Source organism: Exiguobacterium sp. KJ 601, assembly GCF_027161185.1.
Lineage (GTDB): Bacteria > Bacillota > Bacilli > Exiguobacteriales > Exiguobacteriaceae > Exiguobacterium > Exiguobacterium profundum.
This window is the reverse complement of sequence record NZ_JADHZG010000001.1, coordinates 1,058,564-1,082,169: the sequence shown is the minus strand read 5'-3', so window position 1 is coordinate 1,082,169 and position 23,606 is coordinate 1,058,564. Positions and strand designations below refer to the sequence as shown.

At 48.0% G+C, this 23,606-nt stretch carries 29 protein-coding genes; 8 read left to right on the top strand and 21 right to left on the bottom strand.

Annotated features, from left to right (window positions below; translation table 11 throughout):
- Position 1 precedes the first annotated feature (1 nt).
- The 6 genes from ccsB to IRJ25_RS05525 all read right to left on the bottom strand — a co-directional run bounded on the left by ccsB (position 2) and on the right by IRJ25_RS05525 (position 5,569).
- Positions 2–1,186, bottom strand: a complete 1,185-nt coding sequence (gene ccsB / locus IRJ25_RS05550) for a c-type cytochrome biogenesis protein CcsB (RefSeq protein ID WP_031423441.1) — start codon at positions 1,184–1,186, stop codon at positions 2–4.
- The gene (resB, locus tag IRJ25_RS05545) at positions 1,186–2,730 is read right to left on the bottom strand and encodes a cytochrome c biogenesis protein ResB (protein WP_159562414.1); all 1,545 of its coding nucleotides are present in this window, start codon (positions 2,728–2,730) and stop codon (positions 1,186–1,188) included. The genes ccsB and resB overlap by 1 nt, the downstream gene beginning before the upstream one ends.
- Before the next feature lie 19 nt (positions 2,731–2,749).
- Positions 2,750–3,331 (bottom strand): thiol-disulfide oxidoreductase ResA, encoded by a 582-nt coding sequence (resA, locus tag IRJ25_RS05540; protein ID WP_047795228.1) that lies wholly within the window; start codon positions 3,329–3,331, stop codon positions 2,750–2,752.
- A gap of 136 nt (positions 3,332–3,467) precedes the next feature.
- On the bottom strand, positions 3,468–4,226 hold the full coding sequence (locus IRJ25_RS05535) for a pseudouridine synthase (protein WP_012726494.1): 759 nt from the start codon (positions 4,224–4,226) through the stop codon (positions 3,468–3,470).
- 4 nt (positions 4,227–4,230) lie between these two features.
- Positions 4,231–4,824 (bottom strand): SMC-Scp complex subunit ScpB, encoded by a 594-nt coding sequence (gene scpB, locus IRJ25_RS05530; protein WP_074036818.1) that lies wholly within the window; start codon positions 4,822–4,824, stop codon positions 4,231–4,233.
- Complete coding sequence (locus IRJ25_RS05525; protein ID WP_031423432.1) at positions 4,802–5,569, bottom strand: segregation/condensation protein A; 768 nt, start codon at positions 5,567–5,569, stop codon at positions 4,802–4,804. Before IRJ25_RS05525 ends, scpB begins: the two co-directional genes overlap by 23 nt.
- An 83-nt stretch (positions 5,570–5,652) precedes the next feature.
- On the opposite strand from IRJ25_RS05525, the gene IRJ25_RS05520 reads away from it, so the two are divergent.
- Entirely contained in the window at positions 5,653–6,135 is a 483-nt protein-coding gene (locus IRJ25_RS05520) for a DUF309 domain-containing protein (RefSeq protein ID WP_269317879.1), read from the top strand.
- Positions 6,136–6,189: 54 nt separating this feature from the next.
- On the opposite strand, the gene IRJ25_RS05515 is transcribed toward IRJ25_RS05520, so the two are convergent.
- From IRJ25_RS05515 to xerD, 6 genes are all read right to left on the bottom strand, one after another.
- On the bottom strand, positions 6,190–6,546 hold the full coding sequence (locus IRJ25_RS05515; protein ID WP_074036814.1) for a GCN5 family acetyltransferase: 357 nt from the start codon (positions 6,544–6,546) through the stop codon (positions 6,190–6,192).
- An 89-nt stretch (positions 6,547–6,635) separates the two neighbouring features.
- Entirely contained in the window at positions 6,636–7,076 is a 441-nt protein-coding gene (locus tag IRJ25_RS05510; RefSeq protein WP_074036812.1) for a peptidylprolyl isomerase, read from the bottom strand.
- Between the two features lie 114 nt (positions 7,077–7,190).
- Entirely contained in the window at positions 7,191–8,492 is a 1,302-nt protein-coding gene (locus tag IRJ25_RS05505; RefSeq protein ID WP_269317878.1) for a pyrimidine-nucleoside phosphorylase, read from the bottom strand.
- Between the two features lie 28 nt (positions 8,493–8,520).
- Positions 8,521–9,330 carry a purine-nucleoside phosphorylase gene (locus tag IRJ25_RS05500; RefSeq protein ID WP_012726501.1) on the bottom strand — a complete coding sequence of 270 codons (810 nt, stop codon included), beginning with the start codon at positions 9,328–9,330 and terminating at the stop codon, positions 8,521–8,523.
- Positions 9,331–9,343: 13 nt separating this feature from the next.
- Positions 9,344–10,510: a phosphopentomutase gene (deoB, locus tag IRJ25_RS05495; protein WP_159562417.1), complete on the bottom strand. Its 1,167-nt coding sequence runs from the start codon at positions 10,508–10,510 to the stop codon at positions 9,344–9,346.
- 23 nt (positions 10,511–10,533) lie between these two features.
- The gene (gene xerD, locus IRJ25_RS05490) at positions 10,534–11,418 is read right to left on the bottom strand and encodes a site-specific tyrosine recombinase XerD (RefSeq protein ID WP_167365518.1); all 885 of its coding nucleotides are present in this window, start codon (positions 11,416–11,418) and stop codon (positions 10,534–10,536) included.
- 226 nt (positions 11,419–11,644) lie between these two features.
- On the opposite strand from xerD, the gene IRJ25_RS05485 reads away from it, so the two are divergent.
- From IRJ25_RS05485 to IRJ25_RS05470, 4 genes are read left to right on the top strand one after another with little or no spacing between them, the layout of a single operon-like run.
- Positions 11,645–12,655 carry an ROK family protein gene (locus tag IRJ25_RS05485; protein WP_269317877.1) on the top strand — a complete coding sequence of 337 codons (1,011 nt, stop codon included), beginning with the start codon at positions 11,645–11,647 and terminating at the stop codon, positions 12,653–12,655.
- Positions 12,652–13,821: an MFS transporter gene (locus IRJ25_RS05480; protein WP_159562419.1), complete on the top strand. Its 1,170-nt coding sequence runs from the start codon at positions 12,652–12,654 to the stop codon at positions 13,819–13,821. Before IRJ25_RS05485 ends, IRJ25_RS05480 begins: the two co-directional genes overlap by 4 nt.
- Positions 13,818–14,198: a VOC family protein gene (locus IRJ25_RS05475; protein WP_074036798.1), complete on the top strand. Its 381-nt coding sequence runs from the start codon at positions 13,818–13,820 to the stop codon at positions 14,196–14,198. The genes IRJ25_RS05480 and IRJ25_RS05475 overlap by 4 nt, the downstream gene beginning before the upstream one ends.
- Before the next feature lie 19 nt (positions 14,199–14,217).
- Positions 14,218–15,054, top strand: a complete 837-nt coding sequence (locus IRJ25_RS05470; protein WP_159562420.1) for a Cof-type HAD-IIB family hydrolase — start codon at positions 14,218–14,220, stop codon at positions 15,052–15,054.
- A gap of 42 nt (positions 15,055–15,096) precedes the next feature.
- Here IRJ25_RS05470 and fur read toward each other — a convergent pair whose 3' ends face one another.
- On the bottom strand, positions 15,097–15,576 hold the full coding sequence (gene fur / locus IRJ25_RS05465) for a ferric iron uptake transcriptional regulator (protein WP_012726507.1): 480 nt from the start codon (positions 15,574–15,576) through the stop codon (positions 15,097–15,099).
- Between the two features lie 112 nt (positions 15,577–15,688).
- Positions 15,689–16,219, bottom strand: a complete 531-nt coding sequence (locus tag IRJ25_RS05460; RefSeq protein ID WP_214781384.1) for an NUDIX domain-containing protein — start codon at positions 16,217–16,219, stop codon at positions 15,689–15,691.
- A gap of 72 nt (positions 16,220–16,291) precedes the next feature.
- Here IRJ25_RS05460 and IRJ25_RS05455 point away from each other — a divergent pair, with 72 nt between their 5' ends.
- The gene (locus tag IRJ25_RS05455) at positions 16,292–17,122 is read left to right on the top strand and encodes an aldo/keto reductase (protein ID WP_269317876.1); all 831 of its coding nucleotides are present in this window, start codon (positions 16,292–16,294) and stop codon (positions 17,120–17,122) included.
- Positions 17,123–17,127: 5 nt separating this feature from the next.
- Here the strand turns inward: IRJ25_RS05455 and IRJ25_RS05450 are convergent, their stop codons facing one another.
- Positions 17,128–17,676 carry a PadR family transcriptional regulator gene (locus IRJ25_RS05450; RefSeq protein ID WP_264092608.1) on the bottom strand — a complete coding sequence of 183 codons (549 nt, stop codon included), beginning with the start codon at positions 17,674–17,676 and terminating at the stop codon, positions 17,128–17,130.
- Positions 17,677–17,799: 123 nt separating this feature from the next.
- On the opposite strand from IRJ25_RS05450, the gene IRJ25_RS05445 reads away from it, so the two are divergent.
- Positions 17,800–18,114 carry a thioredoxin family protein gene (locus IRJ25_RS05445; protein WP_012726511.1) on the top strand — a complete coding sequence of 105 codons (315 nt, stop codon included), beginning with the start codon at positions 17,800–17,802 and terminating at the stop codon, positions 18,112–18,114.
- A gap of 102 nt (positions 18,115–18,216) precedes the next feature.
- The gene (locus IRJ25_RS05440) at positions 18,217–18,570 is read left to right on the top strand and encodes a hypothetical protein (RefSeq protein WP_214781389.1); all 354 of its coding nucleotides are present in this window, start codon (positions 18,217–18,219) and stop codon (positions 18,568–18,570) included.
- A 13-nt stretch (positions 18,571–18,583) separates the two neighbouring features.
- Here the strand turns inward: IRJ25_RS05440 and IRJ25_RS05435 are convergent, their stop codons facing one another.
- The 6 genes from IRJ25_RS05435 to IRJ25_RS05410 are packed head-to-tail and all read right to left on the bottom strand — an operon-like array spanning position 18,584 to position 23,604.
- Positions 18,584–19,510: an NAD(P)/FAD-dependent oxidoreductase gene (locus tag IRJ25_RS05435; RefSeq protein WP_269317875.1), complete on the bottom strand. Its 927-nt coding sequence runs from the start codon at positions 19,508–19,510 to the stop codon at positions 18,584–18,586.
- Complete coding sequence (locus tag IRJ25_RS05430; protein WP_012726514.1) at positions 19,507–20,088, bottom strand: CDP-alcohol phosphatidyltransferase family protein; 582 nt, start codon at positions 20,086–20,088, stop codon at positions 19,507–19,509. The genes IRJ25_RS05435 and IRJ25_RS05430 overlap by 4 nt, the downstream gene beginning before the upstream one ends.
- Position 20,089: 1 nt before the next feature.
- The gene (locus IRJ25_RS05425; protein ID WP_074036787.1) at positions 20,090–20,968 is read right to left on the bottom strand and encodes an ABC transporter ATP-binding protein; all 879 of its coding nucleotides are present in this window, start codon (positions 20,966–20,968) and stop codon (positions 20,090–20,092) included.
- On the bottom strand, positions 20,965–21,672 hold the full coding sequence (locus IRJ25_RS05420) for an ABC transporter permease subunit (protein WP_214781393.1): 708 nt from the start codon (positions 21,670–21,672) through the stop codon (positions 20,965–20,967). The genes IRJ25_RS05425 and IRJ25_RS05420 overlap by 4 nt, the downstream gene beginning before the upstream one ends.
- Complete coding sequence (locus tag IRJ25_RS05415; RefSeq protein WP_269317874.1) at positions 21,669–22,442, bottom strand: ABC transporter permease subunit; 774 nt, start codon at positions 22,440–22,442, stop codon at positions 21,669–21,671. The genes IRJ25_RS05420 and IRJ25_RS05415 overlap by 4 nt, the downstream gene beginning before the upstream one ends.
- Positions 22,429–23,604 carry an ABC transporter substrate-binding protein gene (locus tag IRJ25_RS05410; protein ID WP_214690792.1) on the bottom strand — a complete coding sequence of 392 codons (1,176 nt, stop codon included), beginning with the start codon at positions 23,602–23,604 and terminating at the stop codon, positions 22,429–22,431. The genes IRJ25_RS05415 and IRJ25_RS05410 overlap by 14 nt, the downstream gene beginning before the upstream one ends.
- Positions 23,605–23,606 lie beyond the last annotated feature (2 nt).

Below are 23,606 nucleotides of genomic sequence, written 5' to 3'. Positions count from 1 at the left end.
GTCAGGCATACGAATGCAGACCGGCAATGACCAGGTTGACGAAGACGAGGTTGAACATGATGATGGCAAATCCACCGACACATAACCAGGCCGCTTTCGTTCCTGTCCAGCCACGCTGAATGCGCATATGCAAGTAGTAAATATAGATCAGCATCGTGATGAGGGCCCAAACTTCTTTCGGGTCCCATCCCCAGAAACGGTTCCAGGCAATCTGTGCCCAAATCATCGCAAAGATCAGACCACCAAGGATAAAGACCGGTAATCCAATCGCGACCGAGCGATAGCTGATTTCATCAGCAAGGTCGAGATCGACTTTTTTTGCAAGGGGTTGGAGCGCTTCAGCGACGCGTTTACGCAAGATGACAAAGCGGAGCAACACATAGATTACAATTCCGCCGATGACCGACCAGATGAGCGTGTTCAACTTGAGTGTATTGATCCAGTTCGGGAGCTCGAGTGACAAGCCACTCGCGCCAGACACGAGTTGTGCCCCTTCTGGGACGAACAAGATCGGCATGAAATATTCATACGTCTCCGCTTGACCGCGGTCGTTCGTGAACTCGACGACACCTCCGGCACCAATCCCCTTGAATAACATCGAGACGATGATGAAGCCGAGCGTGCACATGAGGACAAACATCGTCACTTCGAGCCACGTCCGTGACTTAGACTGTTCTTTCATCGATGTTTCGTTCAATAAGAAAATGAGGCCCGATGCAAAACTAATGGCCAAAATCCCTTGTCCGAGCGCAGCCGTCGTAACGTGAATTTTCAGCCATACACTGTTGAGTGCCGGGATGAGCGGTGCGACCTCACTCGAGAACATTGAAGCGAAGGCGATGACGAGTAACGCCACCGGCATCGCGAACAAGCCGAGTACATCATTTTTATAAATTCCATATACGACGAGGAACCCAAGTACCATCATCATACCGAAGAACGTCGTATATTCGTACAAGTTTGATACCGGCGCATAGCCGACACCTGCCCAGCGCATAAAGAAATATGTCATTTGAGCGACAAAGCCGATGATTGCCAAGATAAAGGCGTATTTCCCATAGGCAACACGGTTGACGTTTCGATCTTTACGCATACCACTGACGGCAATCGTAAAGAGAACCGTCGAGATTGCGTACAGGAAGAACGCGATAAACAGCATTCGGCTGCTCCATTCAATCCATTCCATCAAGATTCCCCTCTTTCATCTGTTGACTCGTTCTCCGACTTCTCTGTGAATCTCGCCTGGTCTTCCCACATCGGTAAGCCAGTTTGTTCTAATAGCGGCGACACTTCACGACGGAGCGAGGACGGGTTTTTATTCGTAAAACCGGCTACAAGCACGCCCTCTTCATGACGACGGATCCAAACGCGACGGTGTGGCCAGTACATGCCCATCGCAATACCGATCATAAAGATCGTGGCACCGACGATCAAAATCGGATAGGTGGAGTCACTCTTCACACGTAAACCACTCGTGCTCGCCATCTCTGTACCTGCAAACTGGACATCGTAGCGGTTCTCTTCATCAGCGACATTCAGACGAATGCCGATTAAATTCGACTCCGTTTCTCCTTCAGGTGATTCAACGTTGAAGAAGAAGGCAGGATTCAGTGCACGTGGTGATTTCGTATTCGGTTGTCCATCTTTCACTTCAAAGTCTGGATACAAATCTTTCAACGTGACGGTGACCCCATCGAGCTCATAAGACTTTTCCGGATTCTCCAAATCAACTTTGAACGGACCATATTCGTCGCCGGTTTCTTTATCTGCCAACATGAACGACATCGATAAGAACTCTGGACGACTTGAATATTGTTCCTGATACACTTCAAATTTATCGAACTTAAACGGGTGGTTGACTTTCGTCGAACCGACATCGACTTGCTCGAGTTGCGGCGATCCGTCCTCGTTCGTTCCCGTCTTTTTGAATAACGTCAACTCTGTCTCATAATTTTTAGGAACGGCTCCTGCTTTTTCAATGGCGGCCGCGAACTTCGCGTCCTCTTCATTGTTCTCAGGGTCGTACATTTCAAGAATGAACTGGTCGTTCCGTAAGTAGTACTCGCCGTCAGTCGCCTCTAGCGACACCGTGTCGCCTTCACGCACCCATTCGAGCGTATCCGTATGGAATGCAGGGAACACTCGCAGCATCGCCCCTAGGAAGAAGATGACAAGTCCGAGGTGGTTGACGTACGGACCCCAACGACCAAACCGGTGTTTCTCTGCTAACAGAGCATCGCCGTCCCGTTTGACGGTATATCGTTTCTTTTTAAGTGCGACTGCGATCTCATCAATTTGAGCCTCCGTCCCATCACCTTGTCCGAAGAGACGTTGCCCCTTCATAAAACGTTCTGTCCGTCTGACCGGTTGTTTTTTAAGCGCCTTATAGAGCGGAACCCCACGGTCAATCGACACGACGACGAGTGAGAGCGTCAACATGACAATCAGACCGATGTACCACCACGATGTGTATAGGTTATGGAATCCGAGGGCGTAATAAATAGAACCCGGTGTTCCATACTCCTCCATATAATATTGTTCAGGCGGTAATTGTTGTGGGATGTACATCTCTTGAGGAAAGATTGTTCCGATTGCCGAACCGACAATAATCAATGCAATTAACCACAACCCCACTTTGACCGATGCAAAGAAGTTCCACACACGGTCAATGATCGATTTCGGACGACGCTTCGACCGTAAATCAGCGCCTTCGTATTTCATATCTAGCATCTGTGCGTCCCCCGTTCGCTTACAATGACTTCTCGGCTAGCTCCATCAATTTCTCTTTCGTGAGTTCACCTTCATACTTTTCAATTACGTTCCCTTCACCATCGATGACGAATGTGACGGGTAGGTTATAAATGCCATACGCTCCTTCGACTTCGCTCTGGGTATCCATCAAAATCGGATAGTCGAGCCCGACACCAAGGTCGTTGATGAAATTATCGACACGAAGCGGTGTCTCTCCGACGTTCACGGCCCAAAAATCGACACCCATGTCTTGAAGTGTCGCATAGTTTTCTTGTACGACCGGCATCTCTTTCTTACACGGTTCACAGAACGTACCCCAGAAATTCAAGAGCATCCCTTTCCCTTCGTAGTTATCTCGCTCATACAAGGTCGAACCGTCGAGTGTGACGAGCTTGAAGTTCGGTGCCTCGTCGCCCGCCTCGATGCGTCCATCGTTACCCGCTTGGTCGAATGTTTGCATAATCGTAACCGCTCCCGCGAAGAGAACGACCGTCATGATCATCATCCGCCAAAATGACCTCTTTTTCTTTTTTGCGACCGCTTGTTCCATCCGGTCGTCTTTTTGTTGATCTTTTGTCATCGTTTTCACACCATCCTTCAGTTGCTATTGTACTGAAAAAACATTAAAAACGCACATTAACAGACTTTTTTCATTTTTTTGTCACACAATCTACACAATCAAAAAAATCATCCTATTTCAGGACGATTTTTTGTTGTTATTTTTTCTTCTTTTTGCCTCGTGGTTTCGGTGGAACGGTAGGGTTCGCAAGTTCCCGAAGCTTACTGATTTCTTTGTGTGAAAGTTCACGCCAGTCGCCCGTGTTCAGACCGTCGAGCGTCAAGAAACCGAACTGTTCACGCTTCAGTTTGATGACCTCTGAACCAATGGCTTCCACCATCCGACGGATTTGACGATTGTGACCTTCCGAGATGACGATTTCGAGGATGGCTGTGTTCTTCTTCTGGTCTACAGACTTCATCTTCACTTTCGCACTTCCCGTTTTGAATCCGTCATCGAGTTCGACACCAGACTCAAGCTGTTTGATGGCCAAGTAAGATGGGATGTTCTTCACTTTTGCCACATAACGCTTTTGAATTTTATATTTCGGGTGTGTCATCATGTTCGAGAACTCGCCATCGTTCGTCAAGATGATGAGACCCGTCGTGTTGTAGTCAAGACGACCGACCGGGAATACACGTGCTCCTGGTGGGACGAGGTCTGTGATGACTTTACGTCCTTTGTCGTCATCGACCGTCGATACGTAGCCACTCGGTTTATAAAGCAAATAGTAGACATGTTCTTCTTGTTCGATTTTGACGCCATCGACTTCAATCTCTGACTTCGGTCCAACTTTCGTCCCGAGTTCACGGACGACTTTTCCGTTCACGCGGACGCGACCATCCAAAATCATTTCTTCCGCTTTCCGACGCGAGGCGACCCCCGCTTGTGCGATTACTTTTTGCAAACGTTCCATATGATTAATCCTTCTCCAATCTCTCTTCTTGCTTCGGTGATTCCTGACCGAAGAACAAATCGCCTTCGTCTGTCAGTTCATCCTCAAATGTTAATGGTGGCAATTCTTCGAGCGAGTTGAACCCGAAATGGTCGAGGAAGTGCTCTGTCGTACGATACAGCTTGGCACGACCAATCGTCTTCGCACGACCAGCCGATTCGATCAATCCTTTCGATAACAACGTATGGATGACCCGTTCGACTTTGACCCCGCGAATCTCTTCGATATCCGCTCGTGTGACCGGCTGTTTGTAGGCGATGATAACAAGCGTCTCCATCGCTGCACGTGAGAGCGCCTGCTCAGCCATCGTCCCGACATATTTTTGAATGTACGGAGAGACGTCCGGAACGGTCACGAGCTTGTAGACACCTGCCGATTCCATGAGCTGAAACGGCCGATTCGATGATTTGAACGATGTCTCTAGCTTACTGAGCTGTTCTCGTGCCGCAGCTTCTGAGATATCGAGCGTCTCGGCGAGCGCGCGTACTTCCATCCCTTCATCACCGACGACGAACAGCAATCCTTCAATAATCGTCTCATAAGACAGCAACCGCTTCATCCCCTTTCTTTGATGGTTCAATGAATGAGATTTGAATATCTTGGTCGAGTTGTTTTGTTACGACGACCCGTAGCTTGATCAGCTCAAGAAGCGCCATAAACGTTACCACGAGATCCGAGACGTTCGGTTGCTCAACAAAAAAGGCGAAAAACGACGTTTGTCTCGTCGATGATACGTGTTCATGAAGACGCGTCATCTGCTCTTCAAGCGTACGCTCTTCCCGCTTGATCGTCTTTTTGCGTCGTTCTTTCCAACGTTTCCGTTCAATCATCTTCGAATAGGCGTGGAGAAGATCCGAGAAGTTGAGTGGTCCGTCATACTTAGACACCTCTTCAGACATATAAGTCGTCAAATCTTCACCCGGTCGCGTATACAATTCAAGCCGGTGTTCTTCTTGTTCACGCATGAAGACGACCGCTTCTTTATATGCTTTGTATTCAATCAATTGACGAATGAGACCTTCACGCGTCGGTTCCTCACTGAAGTCTGGAACCTCTTCATCCTCGACCGAAACTGGCGGTAACAATTGTTTGCTCTTCAATTGGAGCAACGTCGCCGCCATGACCAAGTATTCACTGGCCACATCGAGTTCAAATTTTTGCATCGTGCGAATATAGCCGACATACTGGTCAGTGACTTCTGCCACGGAAATGTCGACGATATCAATCTCCATTTTTCCAATCAAATGGAGCAACAGGTCGAGTGGACCTTCGAACGTATCAATTTTAACGTTATAGGCTTCCATAGAGACACCTGCCATTTTACATTTTTGCGCTTTAGTATAACATGTTTTATAACACCGTGGACACGAAAGGAGAAAATTGATTCATGACCCCTTTTATTCATTATACGTTGCTTTTTGAATGTCATGCCGATTATTTCGAATGTCATGAGGTATTAGAAGAGGCGTGGCAGGCAGACGGACGCCGTCACCACGGCTATGCAGCGCTCATCCAATATGCTGTCATCCACTATCACCTCCGGCGCGACAATTTGGTCGGCGCAAAAAAGAGCTTGCGACTCTTACGTCGAAAGATCGACATCGCTTCTCCCTATTTGAATGAACTCGGTCTAGATGTCGACTCCTTCATCGCACAACTCGAGGAATGGCCGCTTCGCGCGACGCTTCCATTGCAATCAGATGTCCGTGAGACGGTCGAATCCCTAAAATCGACGTTTCCATCGACGGACCTGGCGTTCGAGGAACTCGTTCATAAACATCTACACCGTGACCGGAGCGAAGTGATTATGGAACGGAAATCTGCCCTTCTCGAACGTCAACGAGCGAGGAATTCCGCTAGCCATTCCTGAACCACATGCAAAACCCCCGCAGTCACAGGGTCGTGATTGCAGGGGTTTTTATCGTCAGACGACTAATTGATTCCATTTATCCAATAAATCGCCCGTCTTGCCTGTACCGGTTAGCGTCAAATCAAGTGGAAGGACGTTTCTTACCTCGTCTAGAAGCTCGTAAGAACGTTTCTCGCCACGGAATGATGGCGACAAGGCGATATGGTCGATGACCATTGTCGTTTCTTGTTGCTCCATACCAATGATACCAACGAAGTCTTCACCGACTTTCCACAAATAGAGGAACTTCGACTCCTCCTCGTCATACGATCGGACGAGTTCAAGCAAGCTTAGCGGAGATTTGTCACTGCATGAGAATGCGAGTAGACCCATCGCCGTCTTTTCATAAGAACGTTTATATTTGACCAGCATTGCTGGGTTCACCACCTTTTGTCATTCAAGTTTCACGACGTGAACACGTGAGAGACATGGTTCATTGTGCCATACCCTTCAGGCAAAAATCAATTCTCGTCCCAAACCTTCACTTCTGCCATCTTCGTACCTTGACGAAGTTTGACGGCATGCTCAAGACCAGATGTCACTTTACCGAATACCGTATGGACACCATCCAAATGCGGTTGTGGCTCATGGACGATGAAGAACTGTGAAGACCCTGTGTCACGACCTGCGTGGGCCATTGAGAGTGAACCCGCTTCGTGTTTGTGTGGGAACGATGTCGATGTCTCACAAGGAATCGTATAGCCTGCGCCACCCATTCCAGTTCCTTGTGGGCAACCACCTTGGCTGACGAAACCAGGGATGACACGGTGGAACGTCAATCCGTTGTAAAACCCGCTGTTCGCAAGTTTTTCGAAGTTTTCGACCGTGATTGGTGCTTCACCGTGGAATAAATCAAATTCAATCATTTCGCCATTTTCAAGTTTCATAGAACCTTTTTTCATGTTTCAAGCAACCCCTTTTTCATAATATGTATCCTGCTGTTTGACACTCACATTACCCATCTTATCAAAAAAACACGTCTGTCTCCACTTTTTTGTGGAAACAGACGTTCTGCCTTATTGAATCACCGCGTGAACGAGTGGACGGGCCTCTGGTTTCGTTGCACCGATCGTATACGCATGGTCTAAACGCTCGATGGCTGAAGACATGTCTTCGATGTTCGAACGGAGTACCGCGATCACATCGCCTACCTCGACACGGTCGCCGACTTTTTTCTCAAGCGTGATGCCTGCCGCAAAGTCGATTTTGTCTTCTTTTGTCGCGCGTCCTGCACCGAGAAGCATCGCCGCAACACCTACTTCGTCTGCGATGATCGACTCGATATAACCTGCTTCTTTTGCGACGAATGTCGTCTCATATGAAGCTTGTGGTAATTTCGTCACATCATCGACGAGTGATGCGTCGCCACCTTGTGCTTCGACGAACTTGCGGAACACTTCGAGGGCGTGTCCATCTGCAATGCGCTTCTCAAGGTCGGCATATGCTTCTTCAAACGTTGGATAGAACTCACCGAGGACAGCCATATGTCCAGCGATCGTAAGCGCGATTGTTTTCAAATCTTCGACTTCTTTACCTGAGAGGACTTCAATCGCTTCTTTCACTTCGTTCGCGTTCCCGATTTCAAAGCCGAGCGGTTGGTCCATGTCTGTGATGACCGCGACCGTCTTACGTCCGACGTTTTTCCCGATTGCGACCATTTCTTCCGCGAGGGCTTTCGCATCATCAAACGATTTCATGAACGCGCCAGAACCTGTCTTGACGTCAAGAACGATACTGTCCGCGCCTGCTGCAATCTTCTTCGACATGATTGAACTTGCGATGAGCGGGATCGATTCGACCGTAGCCGTAACGTCGCGGAGCGCATACAAGCGCTTATCGGCAGGCGTCAAGTTCCCTGTCTGACCGATGATCGACATTTTGATATCATTTACTTGTTTCGTGAATTGTTCTTCCGTCAATTCAACGTTGAACCCCGGGAATGATTCGAGCTTATCAATCGTACCACCCGTGTGACCGAGACCACGACCGCTCATCTTCGCAACGGGGATGCCGATTGAAGCAACGAGTGGTGCCACGATCAAGCTGATTTTGTCCCCGACGCCGCCCGTCGAGTGCTTGTCAACTTTTTTCCCTTCGATGTTGGAAAGGTCAATCGTATCACCAGACTTCACCATTTCCATCGTCAATGCAGCCGTCTCGTTTTCAGTCATCCCATTGAAGTAGATGGCCATCGATAAGGCTGACATCTGATAGTCAGGGATTGATTCGTTCGTGAAACCTTCGACAACGAAGCGAATCTCCTCTTCGTTCAATTCTCCACCGTTACGTTTCTTTAAAATCAAATCGACCATACGCATAACTGTCGTCCTCCTAAAATTAAGTTACTTACATGCTTTTAATCGTGCCACGTACGAGAGAGAGGAAGTCTTGACGAACGCGCTCTGTCGTTTCGATGACTTCTTCATGGTTGAGTGGTTGATCTAAGATGCCTGCTGCCATGTTCGAGACACACGAAATCCCTAGGACACGCATATCCGAATGACGCGCGACAATGACTTCTGGAACGGTCGACATACCAACGACGTCGCCACCGAGAAGACGGGCCATTTTGACTTCAGCTGGTGTTTCGTACGTAGGACCTGTGTTACCGAAGTAAACCCCTTTTTGTACAGAAAGTCCAAGGTCTGAAGCGACACGTTCTGTCAATTTCACGAGCTCTTTATCGTACGCTTCTGACATGTCAGGGAAACGAGTCCCGAATTCACTCGCATTCTTCCCGATGAGCGGGCTCGTACCAAAGAAGTTGATATGATCTGTGATGATCATCAAGTCGCCTGGGTTGAATGACTCGTTACATGCTCCTGCCGCGTTTGTGACGATAAGAGTCTCGACACCGATCAATTTGAGGACACGAACCGGGAACGTCACTTGTTCCATCGAGTATCCTTCATAGAAGTGGAACCGTCCTTGCATGGCGACGACTCGTTTTCCTTCAAGTTCACCGAACACGAGTTGACCCGCATGTCCTTCGACAGTCGATACCGGGAAGTGTGGAATCTCCTCATAAGGAATCGCTACCGGGTTCTCAATCTCGTCCGCGAGGACTCCAAGTCCCGACCCTAGAATGAGTCCGATTTCTGGTGTACTGCCCATACGCTCCTGCAAAAACGCTTTTGTTTCGTTCCAATTTACCATGAATATTGCCTCCTCAAATTTCGTTTAAGAAACTCTTTCCGTTTGATGGTGCCGCGACGTCAAAGTTGTCAGCGACGGTCGCACCGATATCTGCGAACGTACCACGAATGCCTAAATCAACCGCTTTCGCTCCGTTGTGATGAACGATGAGCGGAACGTATTCACGCGTGTGATCTGTACCGGCATGAACAGGGTCATTTCCGTGGTCAGCCGTGATGATGAGCAAGTCATCTTCACGAAGGCGCTCCATCACTTCCGGTAAGCGAGCGTCATACTCTTCAAGCGCGACCGCATAGCCTTCCGGGTCACGACGATGACCGAATAATGCGTCGAAGTCAACTAAATTCAAGAAGCAGAGCCCTTCGAAGTCTTCCTCGAGCGACTCGACCAATTTGTCCATGCCATCCATGTTCGATTTCGTGCGGACCGCTTTTGTCACACCTTCACCATCGTAAATATCGCTGATTTTCCCTAATGCGATGACGTCTTTCCCAGCTTCCTCGAGCGTGTTCATGACGGTCTTGCCGAATGGTTTCAAGGCGTAATCGTGACGGTTTGCCGTACGGACCCATGCTCCTGGTGTCCCGATGAACGGGCGAGCGATGATTCGTCCGAGCATGTATGGATCTTCACGTGTGATTTCACGAGCGTATTCGCAGATTCGGTACAACTCATCAACCGGCACGATGTCCTCGTGTGCTGCGATTTGAAGGACTGAGTCGGCTGATGTATAGACAATCAGAGCGCCAGTCTCGACATGTTCTTCACCGAGTTCGTCCAAAATTTCTGTTCCTGACGCCGGTTTGTTTCCGATGATTTTACGTCCGCTGAACTCTTCGAGGCGGTGAATCAAGTCATCAGGGAACTCCTCGAATACACGGAATGGTGTATCGATATGAAGACCCATGATTTCCCAATGTCCTGTCATCGTATCCTTACCAGCTGAGATTTCTTCCATGCGACCATACGCACTCGGTGCATCCGATGCATCGATGCCTTGAATCGGCTTGATGTTCGAAAGTCCAAGTTTACCCATGTTCGGCATGTTCAATCCGTTATGTTCACGCGCGATATGCCCGAGCGTGTCGGCCCCTTTGTCACCGAACTGTTCAGCATCTGGTGCTTCACCGATACCGACCGAGTCCATGACGACTAAGAAAATACGTTTAAACTTCTTCACAAAAAATTCCTCCTTTTCGGTGTCTAGGCACGAGGGTGATGCTTACGATACACATCATGCAATCGTGATTTGTTGACGTGTGTATATACTTGCGTCGTCGCTAAATCCGCATGACCGAGCATCTGTTGAATGGCGCGTAAATCCGCACCGTTCTCGAGAAGGTGTGTCGCAAAAGAATGACGGAGTACGTGCGGTGTGATTTCTTTGTCAATTCCAGCAAGTTTGGCTCGTCGTTTGATCATCTTCCAAAATCCTTGGCGACTGAGCCGTCCTCCTCTGCCGTTTAAAAAGAGCGCTTCGGTCTCTCTGCCGCCAAGTCCGTTACGAGCTTGTTGGATGTAACGCTCGACAAAACTTTGGGCAACCGAGGATACCGGAATGATTCGTGCGCGCTCGCCTTTCCCTTCACATTGTAGATACCCCAATTCGAACTGCAAATCATCCAAATCCAAACCTAAAAGTTCACTGACCCGCATCCCTGTCCCGTAAAGCAATTCAAGCATGGCTCGGTCTCGTAACGAGAGCGGGTCCGACGTCGGGACGCTGTCCAACAGACGTTCAACTTCCGCTTGTGACCATGTATCCGGAAGTTGCTTTTCTGCTTTTGGAGATTCTAGGTAAAGAGACGGATCGGTCGTCGTGACTCCGGTCATTTTGAGATGATGATGAAACATCCGGATCGAACTGACAGCTCGTCTTAATGAGGACGAGGCACGCCCCGCCTGTGACAGTTCTTCGATATGTTTGACGATATGCGAACGTGTCACTTCATTCCACTCTTCTACCCCAAGTTGGGTCAAGGTCGATGCGTACTGCGTCAAATCGCTCGCATACGCCTGTCTCGTATTCGCGGACATCCGCTTTTCAACTGTCATGTATTGAAGAAATGACTCGATATGCGAACGCATCATACCCTCCTCCTTCCTTGTTTCACCTGAATACGCTTACAGCATATCACTTATGTAAACTGTTGTGAAGATGTCTGACCTCATTTTTTATTCACTTTTTTGTGAACGTTTACGTGATAAAAATACATCTCAGAATTCTTATTTTTCTGGCATCTTCAAATGAGAAACGTTATACTACAAATAACTTATTAAAATATTTTAAAAAGTGGATAGGAGTTGAATCGTGATGAAAGATCCGCAACATGAATTACTAGTCGACATCCGAAAGCAAATTGCCCTACACAACGTTTCGACAATTTCCGAGTTGAGTAAGGCCACACACGTTTCATTCCCTACCGTTAAGAAGATGATTGATGACATGATTGAACACGGTGAAGTCATCGAACACGGTCAACTTGCCCCAAGAGGAGGAAGACCCGCAAAAAGTTATAAATACAATCCAACATTCCGATGTTGCCTGACCCTATATATCGAAGCGAGCGAGATTCACTATCGCTTGATTGACTGTCAAACTCAGAATGTTGAAGAAGGTGTAACTTTAGTCTCAGGCACGCATTTAGAGACGTTAGGCAAACTCGTCGATACATTCGATGAGCACACAATAAAAATCGGTGCCATCTCTGTCGGCGTCGCCGCTGCAGTCGATACGGGTCGAATTGTTTTCGCCCCAGAATATCCATCACTGGCGCATTTAGATTTGAAGAATTGGTTGATTGAACGAACTGGACTTCCGGTCGTCATTGAAAATGATATGAATGCCGCCGTCTATGGATTTTCCATACGAGATGAGACCACAACACATCAGTCCATCGTCTATCTCGGCCTCGGAAAGAATGGTCCAGGTGCTGGTATCTTGCTCGATGGACATGTCGCTCGCGGACAATCCGGGTTTAGTGGTGAAGTTTCATTTCTTCCGCTTTATGATGATGCAACTTTCTTTGACCGCATAAAAAACAAGCCTTATGGACCACATGTTCTGAAAAAAGAAGAAATCGATGCATTAGGACGGCTCGTCGCTACATTTGCTGCGACACTAAACCCACACACATTCATCTTTTCAGACGTCGACCTCATTACTGACGATCTGTCTCACATCGACCGTGCATGCGAACGATATCTTCCCTCTCGTCACCTTCCTCGTCTACGGATTGGGGAATGGGAAGAGGATTACTTTTCCGGACTGGCTCGCCTCGGCATTGAATTGATGCTCGAAACGATTCCGCGAGGTGACGTATGACGATTGTTTTGTTGGCCGTGATCTATCTCGCATTTATCAGCCTTGGTCTTCCGGATGCCCTCATCGGTGTCGGGTGGCCACTTATGCATCAAGAATTCTCCGCACCCGTATCGATGGTCGGATGGATTTTTATGACGATTGCTGGTGGAACGATTCTTTCGAGTCTACTGAGCGGTAAACTATTGAAACATTTTGACACGAAACAAGTCACGTTCGGTTCGACATTACTCACAGCGCTCTGTCTGTTCGGATTCTACTCTGCTCCTTCAATCGGTTGGCTATTCGTATTCGCCATCCCGCTCGGTCTAGGTGCCGGTGCCGTCGATGCCGCTCTGAATCATTACGTTGCCGAACATTACGAAGCACATCATATGAACTGGCTACACTGCTTTTGGGGAATCGGCGCGACCGGGGGACCACTCGTCATGGCGGGTGTATTAACAGAGGATGGATGGCGTGACGGCTATTTGATTATCGCCGCCGTTCAGTTCAGTTTAGCTCTCGTATTGTGGTTGTCTTTCCCACTTTGGAAACAGAAAGAGGATTCCACTGCACATCCTCAAGAAACAGCCGTCACGACACTCGATCGCAAGCTACCGACCGGAGTGTCCTATGCATTGGCCACATTTCTACTTTACTGTGGGGTTGAAGCGTTGATTGGGTTATGGACGAGCAGTTATCTTGTGCAGATGAAACAGTTTTCCATTGCGACGGCTGCGGCATGGGTGTCCATCTACTACGGTAGTATCACAATTGGACGGTTTGTGAGCGGATTCCTCTCGTTCCGTTTCACGAACAAACAGATGATCCGGATGGGACAAATACTCGCCCTTGTCGGAAGCATCCTCTTCTTCATCCCAATCTCCGCGACGATGCTCGTCGGCTTGATGCTGATTGGCTTCGGATTGGCTCCGATTTATCCAAGTATGCTTCACGATACGCCGAATCGGTTTGGCTCGGCACAATCGAAACGTTTGATGGGGTTTCAAATGGCATTCGCCTACTCAGGGAGTACGTTTCTCCCCCCGTTATTCGGATTAATCGTGTCTATGACGTCACTCCGTTTTTTACCGTTTGTGGTCATCCTGATCATGACCGGGATGCTCTTCAATACAGAACGGTTGAATCAAATGATTAGACGAACATCAGAGGAGGATTCTATATGAGAATTGAACATGTCGCCCTTTGGGTAAACGATATCGAAAACATGCGCAGGTTTTACGAAGTCTATTTTGATGCACAGTCAAATGATAAATATGAAAACGAGAAGAAACAGTTTGAATCGTACTTTTTAACGTTTCGAGGTTCACGTTGCCGACTCGAACTGATGAGACGACCTCACCTTAAAGAACATCCGAAAGAATCGGCCGGGTATGCACATCTCGCCTTTTCACTCGGAAGTAAACACGCGGTAGATGCCTTGACGGAACGCTTTCAACTTGATGGATACACACACGTTGACGGTCCACGGACGACCGGTGATGGTTATTACGAAAGCGTCATCCTTGATCCGGAAGGCAACATCATCGAATTGACAATCTAAACAGAAGGAGACAACACACATGATCCAGGCAATTTTACTTGATTTAGACGGAACGCTGTTAAATGACGAGAAAATCATCACGGAACAGACGAAGCGCACGCTACTTGCATTGCAAGAGCAAGGTGTCAAAGTGGTGCTTGCGTCAGGACGTCCAAAGCGAGGGATGATTCGCTATGCACAAGAGTTGAAATTGAACGAGTTCGGCGGGTTGATTGTCTCTTCTAATGGAGCATGTGTCACGGACGCTTCTACAGGCGACACGCTTTTTGAACAAGCAATGCAAATCGAGGATGTTCGCTCAATCTTAAAGCACTTAGAGCACTACGAGGTCATCCCAATGATTAACGATGATACGTATATGTATGTGCGCGACGTTTTCGAGGGACAACTTGAAGTGAATGGAAAATTGATTAACATCATCGAATATGAATCGAGAGGCGGTCAGTTCCAATTGCGAGAAGAACCGAACTTAATCGAGATTATCGACTTCCCCGTCCATAAGATTCTCGTTGCTGGCGAGCCTTCATACTTACGAGAGAATGCAACTGCATTAGCTGGCCCTTTCACAGGTCGGGTCACGAGTATGTTCACAGCGGCGATGTATTATGAATTCACCGATTTCGGCATTGATAAGGCGAAGGCGCTGCGTCACGTCTTCGAGGAGTTGTGTATCGATCGTGACCACGTCATCGCTTTCGGAGATGGTCATAACGACCGTTCAATCATTGAATACGCAGGAATTGGGATTGCCATGGGAAATGCCGTCGATGCATTGATCGACATTGCGAGTGAGGTCACGACATCAAACAACGACGATGGGATCTCGAAGATTCTTGAGCGATATATCACACATTGAAAAAGGACAGATGACCTGTTGGGGTCGTCTGTCCTTTCTGCATTAACCGTTGATGACTGCTTTATGACCTTCGAGTGTGACGCCTTTTGCTTGGCATACTTTACAGATACCGTGAAACGTCAAGCGATGGTCTTTAATCAAAAATTCGTATTTACTCTCGACTTTTTTCTCAACATCGACGAGCAAGTCTTCCATGATTTCCTCGACCGAGCCGCATTCGACACAGACGAGATGGTGGTGCGAATGGTTCGCCCCTTCTGGACGTAAGTCAAAGCGTGCAACTCCGTCACCGAAGTTGACTTTATCGACCACGCCGAGCTCTGTCAATAATTCTAATGTGCGATAAACCGTTGCGAGTCCAATTTCTGGTGCGATGCTTTTCACGAGCATGAAGACGTTCTCCGCACTTAAATGGTCACTCTCATTCTCAAGTAAGATACGTACCGTCGATTCACGTTGTGGTGTTAATTTATATCCTTTGGCGCTCAATTGCTGTTTAATTCGTTCAATTCGCGTTTCCATAAGGCGCCCCCTCTTTACATAGTTCACTACTGAAAGCATACCGAAGTTTTACTCAATTTTCAATTTAAAATCATTACTATGTAAGTTTATCATATAAGTACTTAGATTAGAATTATTTCAATCTAGACAATTGCCACCATTGGATTGCCATAATTGTCTTGGCGTCGGTAATGATGCCTCGGTCCAGTAAATCGACGGCTTCATCAAATGAGTATCGTTTCACATTTAAAAATTCATCTTCGTCTAAATTCATCTCACCGGCAGATAACCCTTTTGCGACATATACATCGACCCGCTCACTGCAGAACCCAGGTGCCCCGTAGAAAGAAAAAATCTTTTCAAACGATTCCGCCGTGTAGCCCGTCTCCTCTTCGAGCTCGCGCTCGGCACTCGCCATCGGCTCTTCGCCTTTTTCCAACTTACCGGCTGGAATCTCAAGCGACATCGATTCAAACGCTTTTCGGTACTGCTCCACCATGACGATGTTGTCCGATTCATCAATGACGAGTACAGCGACGGCTCCGTTATGATAGACGAGTTCACGTACAGACGTGTTTCCGTTCGGAAGGGAAACGACATGCTTTTCCACATCGAAGATTTTGCCTTGATAAATGACTTCCCGCTCAATCGTTTTTTCTTCCATATGATTACTCCTCACTTTTCGATATACTCTGATTATGAGTCAAACCTACATTTCGAACAAGGAGGAATCCAAATGAGTGAACTCGGACTCGGAACGATGACGATTTTGAAACATGGGGAGAAAGAGGCAAAGAATATCCTGGAAACGGCCATTCAATCGGGGATTCGCCATATCGATACGGCAGACGTCTATGAACGACAAGCTGTCGAGCGTGTGATTGGGGAAACGTTGGGTCAAGAGCGACAACACTTATTTTTGGCGAGTAAAGGTGGCAACGAATTGACTGAGGAGGGCATGCGTTGGAATCCTGATCCGTCCTATTTAGAGGAAGCATTGCACGGATCGCTCGAGCGATTGAAAACCGATTACCTGGATTTATATTATATACATGGCGGCACGCTCGAGGATGACCTCGACGCAACGATTGAATGGGCACAAAAACAAAAACGAGATGGTCTAATCCGACAAATCGGACTCTCGTCGATTCGTCCGAACGTCATCAACCATTGGGTCAAATCCGGTGCCCTCGATGTTCTCATGACACCGTATTCCCTACTCGACCGCCGGGCAGAGACGCTCAACATTTCAATCCCCATCGTCGGTCGAGGGGTTCTTGCCAAAGGCCTATTAACGGATGAATGGGAGACTCGTCTCGGAGCTAAGGGATTTGAGACGTGGCGAAAAGAGGAACTCGCAAGTGAATTGGCGATGATGCCGACACCGATTCAAGCCTATGCACTCGAAGCTGCAAAACGGTTCTGTGACGTCGTCTTACCAGGCGCCTCTTCAGTCAAGCAATTGAACGAAACGATTCGTTCATTTGAGACCAAAACCGATGATGAAGTGCTTGATCGCTTACTCGCTCGTTTACCGGTTCACCCATACACAAAACACGTGACCTGATCCGCTCAGGTCACGTGTTTTTCGTTGCGTGCTTGAATCTGTTCGATCGCCCAATCCGCCCATCCGGCATAGTTCTCCATCATTCGGATCGCATACTCGCTCGTCAGCAAATAGCCAAGTGTATCCTCGTCCGATTGATGTTCTTCTTGAAATAGTCGAATCTGTTGTGCGACCTGCTCATGGTGTGCCTTTGTCTCTTCGATATATCGGACCGCTTCTTCAACCGGCAACAATTGGAGCAGACTGACACGCAGGAGGTTTTCATCCTTCATTTTCGGTTGGAACGACGTTGGTTGACGTAACCAATTGATTAACTCTTCTCGTCCTCGATCCGTGATGGAGTATATTTTTTTGTCTGGCAACTCTTGTTGAGAGACATGTTCCGCCGAAACGAGTGCCTCTTCTTCCATCTTTAACAGTTCCCGATAAATCTGTGTATGATGGGCGTTCCAAAAATGAATCATCTGCGCCTTGAACGTCGCGTTCAAGGCGTACCCGGTCGCAGGCTGATGGGTCAATAACCCGAGCAATGCGTGACGTAACGCCATATCCATCACCTTTTCCTTCTCATGCTATTTTTAATAGTGTATCACATTCTCAAATGGTTTCGAGAATGCCAATCTGTTGACGACCCGTTAAAAACCCGACAAAATAGATAGAAGAAAGGAGAGTTGTCTATGCAACCGATTCATTCATCACAACAATTTGACGAAGCCACAAAAGATCATGGAATGGTGGTCTTCACTACATCATGGTGCCCGGACTGTAAACGTCTGGACATGTATGTCGATGAGCTTGTCAAAGACTATCCACAATTTAACTGGCACGTCGTCGACCGCGACGAACTCCCAGAGCTATCTGATGCACAAGAAGTTCGCGGCATCCCTTCACTTCTTTACTATAAAGACGGGGTAAAACAAGAACACCTCCACTCGGCGAACGCCAAGACGGAGATGCAAATCCGTTCTTTCCTCGATACGATCCAAGCATGACCTGATTCCTGCAGCCCATTCGACTGCAGGATTTTTTTGTACACACCTCTGTCATCCTCGATTATACTGTAAGAAATAACCAAATGAGAAAGGGAAACAATCATGACGTTTACACGCCTTTTCACTCCACTCTGTTTTACCATATTGATGTTGGTCGGCTGCATACAACCATCCACGTCACCATCCATGCCGTCTGATGACGAGACGGCTATCATAAAAAGTGCTGTTACCTATCTACAAAATAAGAATTGGCTACCAACCGATGAAAACGGGAAACAGGCTACGATTCAATCCATTACAGTCGATGATCGTTATGACTTAGTCGATGATCGGTTTGAAGGAACACGTGCCTGGCTCGTCACGTTCCCCCCTGATCCACAGCGTACGGTCGAGATTCCACAAGTACTCGTTGAATCGGAATCGAACGACGTGATTGGTCATCTTTTAAGCGAATAACGTGAACCTCCGACTACTTGTAATGCCGAACATACCGCGAGTCAATCCACCGCTTCATATAGTATGGAATCCGACCATGCCATGTAAACTTTCCATATGTTAGCAAGGCGCGCCCTGGTGTCGTCAGTAAGATATTCATCGATTGACGTCTCCGAAATGGTCGACTTGTTTCCTCTAGTAACCGTTTGCCGACATAGCGCCCTGACCTAACCGCATCGACGCCTCCATTTAAGGAGGATGCCATATCTCCTGTTACATATATATTTGTAAAATGATGATGACGTAAATATTTGTCTACCTCTATAAAACTCTCAGGTTTTGCAAGCCCTGATTCAGTCCACCATTCCACGGGAACAACCCCCGTCGCATCCAATAAGAGCCCTTCCGATACGTCTGCATGAAACGCCTGTTTGACGACCATGACCCCTGTTCTGACCAACAATCGCTCGATGTGCTTTCTAGTATGGACCGAGACGTCTGGTAATATCTCTTTTGCATACAGTGACACATTTTTTGTTCGAGCACACGTGAACGCCAATTCTACGCCGGCCTTCCCGCCTCCGACGATGGTCACTTGTGAACTCGATTCGATTTGGTCGAGTAAAGCTTGTGACATCGGTTTAAGTGGCGTGCCGATTCCCCGACTTTTCGCACCGGTGGCTAAAACGAATTGATCGTATTCAAACATTCCGTTTTCTGTTTGAACCGTCTGCTGAATCGGGTCAATCGAGAGCACCCGCTTTGCGACCGGCTCTAGTTGAGGTGATCGGACCGTAGCTGAATCCATGAGCCCGGCAATCACTTGTGGAAACGCACCTGTATAAATCGTCTGGCAGTCTCCAATGAAGCGAACATCATAATGTTTGCATATCTCCTCAATACGATCGAGAATTTCTAGCTGTCCGTGTCCAAGTCCGGCCAACACCAACTTCGGTTTCATCGCAAAATCCTCCGCGCCTCAATGAATCGTTGTGTGATTGTCATGACTTCAAGCAATAAAAAGATAAGAGCAATCCCGCCGACCCAGTTCGGGAAGAGAATCATCAACGTGAACAAAATGAAGCACTCTGTTCGCTCGATAATTCCTGGCTGATAGTAAAACGTCTTCTCTGAGCGCTTTGAACTACTCGCACCGACAGCTAGGAACAGTGTCATGGCGATCACAAATGAAGCAATCAGAATGAGAAAAATAGGCATATATTCCGGGTAACGAAGGGCAAGGGCAATCACGACCGACAATTCGACGAATCGGTCCAAGACGAGGTCAAGCACCGTTCCAAACCCACTCGTTTTCGACTTTCGAGCCATCGTCCCATCTAAAACATCAAACAAGCCAGATAGCCACAGTAAGATGACGGCAGTCCAGTGCATATCATTATAGATAAAGATTCCGGTCGAGATTCCGATGATTCCTCCAAGTACTGTCACTTCGTTCGGCGTGAAATTCCATTTGAGCAACCGATTCGCTCCACGCTCGATGACCGGTTGAACGTAACGACTTCCGTATGTATCGAGCATACTATTCCTCCTTTCGTTTAATTCGATAAATCATTCCAGTTTGGTACGTTTCACACGTCGGTAACATGACGGATCGTCCATCCTTGAACTGATATTCCCCGAAACATTGACCGAATCGATAAATTTTCTTCATCAACTGAACCGACACACCAGTCGCTTCGGATACCTCCACCTCAGACAACGGTCGCAGTTCTCCATCGAGCATGACAAAGTCACCGAATCCAGGGGCCGTATCGTATAACTCCGCAACCGTCCCCGTACGTGTCACCTTGCCTTCATCAATCAGCGTCACCTGGTCTGCCATGAGCATCGCTTCTTCCCGATCATGAGTGACCAATACCGCCGTCAAGTTGAGTTCTTTCACTAAGTCCCGGATAAAACGCTGCAAGTCGAGCTTGAGTTTGGGATCAAGGTTTGTAAAGGGTTCATCTAATAACAGTAGTTCTGGTTCAGCAGCTAAAGCTCGGGCAAGACTGACCCGTTGTTGTTCGCCACCAGACAGTTCGTGTATCTCGGCATCATATCGGTCACCGAGTTGAACGACTCGTAGCCAATGTTCGGCTTGCTTACGAGAACGCTCTCGAGTCACGAGCGTGACATTCTCTCCGACTGTCAAATGTGGGAACAATAAAGCCGTTTGCGATAGCATCGTCACGCGCCGTTTATGCGCAGGGATAGGGATTAAAGAACGGTGATTCCATTTCACGTCGCCGCTGTCAGTCGACTCAAGACCTGCGATGATTCGTAGAATCGTCGATTTCCCTGAACCACTCACACCGACGATTGCGTGAATGTCGTGAGGTTTAACCTCGAAGTCGACACCATTTAGTATTTGTTTCGTTCCAAATTGTTTATATAGATTTTGTACATTCAAACTCATTGAAGACGTCCTTTCAGCATACGCACCATATACCGATCCCATCCTGAGAGCAGGAAATAGAGGAGAACGGGGAATAGGATGAGCATCCATGTGTTCGAGAGAGCTAGACCACGATTGTTTCCCGCATAAGATTGATACAATTCTGTCGTCACGGTCGGAATCAATCCCGCACCAATCAACTGGATCAGCGCAAATTGACTGAGCAAAATGACGGTCGTGAACAACGCGATGGTCCGCATCAATCTAGAAAAGAGCGGATACAGCACGTACATGACTCGCCGTCTCGATGGCAGAATCCGAGCTTGTTCCAAAAGTGGTCGACCGATGACCGCCATTCCGTTGTAGGCGAGGCGGATTGAATAGGGAATCGTCACGACGAGCAGAGCAAGGGTGACGCCGACATACGTCCCAATCAGACCGGCTTCCGCCAAGATCAGATAGAGGCCAAACAATGTGGCCAGCATCGGAATGAACAATGGTAAAAAGACGAGCCATTCGATGACATGTTTCCATCTAGAATCTGTCCACAATAGCCACCAGGCACACATCATCGAGAGCCACACATTGATCCCAGATAAAATCACAATCAATCCTATCGTATGAACGATTGCCATGTTGTTCTCGATTTCAAATGTCGGGACTACGAAAAAGAGGCTGATAAACGGTATGAACGTCAAACAGATGAGAAGCCCTTGTCGAATCATCGTCTCACCCCACGTTCAATTCGTCGTCGTATGGATGCGGTCAATACGTAAGATAGGAATACGCCGATTCCGACAAGACATGTCCAGACGAGGGCGACCGCATAAGGCTCTGTCGCCTCTAAATAGAGTCCAGTCGACAGTCGTTCATACGCGAGGACACCGATAAGTTTCGGGTAAGTCACGCCGAGCAATGCCGGGACCTCGTATGCGAACGAGATAAAGGCGATTAAAATCCATGCCGAATCGAGTAATGGTTTCATCAGAAACGGCAACTCCCCATGTTTGAATTGGTCAAACGGAGAGAGTTGGAGCGTCTTCGCCATCTCGACGTAACCCCGATTCAATTGCTCATATGTCCCGAGCATCATTAAAAAGACGAACGGTGTCTCCTTCCATATATAGGTCAGGATGACCGTGACATAGTTTCGTTCGTTCGCCTCAATCCATCCGATGCCGTTCATTCCGGTGAACAATAACCAAAACAGGTATGCAGCGGCAATGTGAGGGACAAACATCGGAAGTCGGAGTACAGATGATAGGAAACGCCAACCTTTTTGGACGACCGTTCTTGCAAGCCACGTCCCGATTACAAGCGATAGACCGGTCGATACGCTGACGACATAAATCGTCGTGACGAAACTATCGCGCCACGTCTCATTTGTTAAAAGCGAGCCCCAATCCGTTCCCATTGACTCTATGGCGAGAAAGACGAGAGCAGTGAGAGGAAGAAGCGACACCATGATCGTCACTGCGACACTACTTCGCAACACGTGGCCACTCCTCGCGGACGGTGTCAATCACGTTCGGTCCATAATCCGGAATCGAACGTTCGAGCAACTGCTCCGAATCTGGGTACGTGACACCCTCCCCTAATTCTTCAAACGCTCGTTGGTCATTCACGTCAAGCTTCGTTAAGTCGAGTGATGTGCCGTCTCCCCAATATTCTGGTCCTTGTTTGACAAGCTGTGCTTCAGGAGACAACAGTTCTTGAAGAAGGACTAACGCCCCATCTGGATTCGGGGCATTGAATGGGACTGCTAAAAAGTGTGTCGAGGCAATGGAGTGATCGAGGACGAGCGCGCGTGTCTCTTTCGGGAAAATCCCTTCCGTCACCTCCGCCTCGGCTCGACGTTCGTTGAATCCCATCGTCATCCAAACTTCTCCCGATGCATAGAGCTGATCGAGTTGTTCGAGCGTCTTTGGATACGTTTGTCCGTCTTTCCACAAATTCGGAGACCACGCTTTCAAGTCATCCCAGAACGAATCCTCAATGGTCGCTTTTTGGTCCAACTCGTCACCGTATCGTTCATACAATAGATGGCGGACGAAGGCATTCCCGGTGAAATCTGTGACTTCAGGATACGTGAATCGACCTGGATTGTCTTCAGTCCAGCGACGTAATTCTTCAAACGATTGCGGAGGATTGTCCACTTTCGAAGCATCGTAATGCATGATGAATTGTACATTCCCCCATGCGAGCTCCAAGTCCTCTGTCGGGGTGCCAGCATCTGATTGCTGGGCCGTTTCGTTTAATAACTCGGCGTTCGGGACACGTTCCATCAGTCCGTCTCGAAGAAGACCAGCCTCTTTCGCATTTCGGAAATTATCGCCATTGATCCAGACGGCATCAATCGTCCCGACTTGTCTGTCCGCTTTTTTATCGAGTGATAATTGTCGAATGAATTCTGCCGTATCCATTGCGACACGGTTCAATTCGACATTGTAAGATTCCTCGAGGCGAGGTGCCACGTAGTCATCGATGTAGCTGTTGATGCCCTCGTCCCCACCCCACATATATAGGTTGACGGTCGACCCTTCTGCCGTCGTCGCTGCTTTTTCAAACGAGTCCGAAAACTCAACTGCCTGTTCACTCCCACACGCTGCCACGAATGTTAGCATGACAGTTGCGAGCAGTACTCTCCATTTCCTCATCA